The sequence below is a fragment of the Caballeronia arationis genome (assembly GCF_001544975.2).
Lineage (GTDB): Bacteria > Pseudomonadota > Gammaproteobacteria > Burkholderiales > Burkholderiaceae > Caballeronia > Caballeronia arationis.
Map to the genome: position 1 here is coordinate 1 of NZ_FCOG02000448.1, position 1,326 is coordinate 1,326.

A 1,326-nucleotide genomic window follows, 5' to 3' on the forward strand; every position below is an offset into this window, starting at 1 on the left:
TTACCGAGAACTGGATCGGCGCTCACGAACGCCAAGATGAGACCGTGAGAAAGGCGCAAGAACTCGGCACTCTCGAGTGAATTAACAGCGGCCCCAAAATTGCGCAACGAAGAATGTGCTGCTTCTTCGTATCGCGACGTTGCTGAAGCGCTCATCCGAGCCCTGGATGGCGTGGATATAACGGCCGCGGCTATTTCGTCGTTGACGACGGCGGCAGTTCTTTGTTTCTCGCGTTCTCGTCGTCGAATGCCTTGCGGAATCCGTATCGCTAGAGCTGCGTGGCCAGCGTCTCCACTCCTCCGCGCTCGCTCGTGACTTCCATGTGAATGTGATTGTCCCTGAGAATCTCCGCCGCCCGATCGATGTGAGTGTCCTGGCGATGGCGTGGGGGCTTGCCGCCGCGGCCAATACAGCCTTTGCCGAAATTTTCGATCGCTTTGGCCGCGTCGATGAGTTGCTGCACGGCTTTCTCGCTCATTGGATTGATCACCATTCCCTGCGCGGCGCTTCGCTAGATTCCTTGACTGAATTGATCTTGTAGCAGTCGAGTCAAGTTCTCTACGCGGCGATCTTGACCTGATCGCACCAGGTGTTGACGGCCTGCTCGGCGGTGCGGAAGCTGCGCTGCAAAGACGCTGGCGAGGCGGCTGGCGCCTGAGGGCTAACCAATGCAAGGCCCGGGCGCAAGATGCGCGAATATACGCGCGTGTAGAAGAGTGCCGTTTGCAGTCCACGATTTGTGAGCCGATAGCGGTGGGTCTTGGGCACTCGCTCGATCAGGCCGTGCAAGCGCAGGCGTCGCAGTTCGTAGCTCATGCGTCCCGGGCCGATTTCGCCGGGACGCAGGCCCAGCAGCACGGCGTAGGCTTGCCGCAGGTCTTGATTGGTAAAGCCGCGTGCGACGAAGACGAACATCACCAGCGCCTGCAGCAGCGCCTGGACCTTCGGGTCGGCAAAGCGCAGCGCCGGTGCACGCTGCCCGTGAACGTGGCGCGCACGCTGCAGGTCCTGAAACGCGTCCTCGCCCAATGCGCAGTCGTGGCTGATCTGTTCGATTTCGAGCATGCGCCGATTCGCTGCAAAGCCGATGCTGCGCAGCTCGGGCAAGTTGCGCAGCAGTCGTCCGACGCCAAAGTCGCGGGTGTCGTTGATGGTGGTCTCGGTACGTAGCGCCTGATCCTCCTTGTGGTACTGCTTGATGCGTGAACGCTTGTAGTCCACATGCAGCGAAGGGGTGACCCCTTCGGTAATCACCCGGGTGCGAAAGCGCCCCGGGGTGCGCCGATTGACGCGGCGATCGAAGATCAGTTGCACTTGGCCCGGGCG

At 60.9% G+C, this 1,326-nt stretch carries 1 protein-coding gene and 1 pseudogene; both read right to left on the minus strand.

Annotated features, from left to right (window positions below; translation table 11 throughout):
• Nucleotides 1-268 precede the first annotated feature (268 nt).
• Complete coding sequence (locus AWB81_RS43040) at nt 269-478, minus strand: hypothetical protein (RefSeq protein WP_144444398.1); 210 nt, start codon at nt 476-478, stop codon at nt 269-271.
• An 80-nt stretch (nt 479-558) separates the two neighbouring features.
• Nucleotides 559-1,326: pseudogene (locus AWB81_RS43045) on the minus strand (hypothetical protein); the annotation flags it as partial.

Excerpts from the sequence above, each read along its gene's own strand:
- AWB81_RS43040 (WP_144444398.1), bottom strand. The coding sequence starts at position 478 with ATGAGCGAGAAAGCCGTGCAGCAACTCATCGACGCGGCCAAAGCGATC.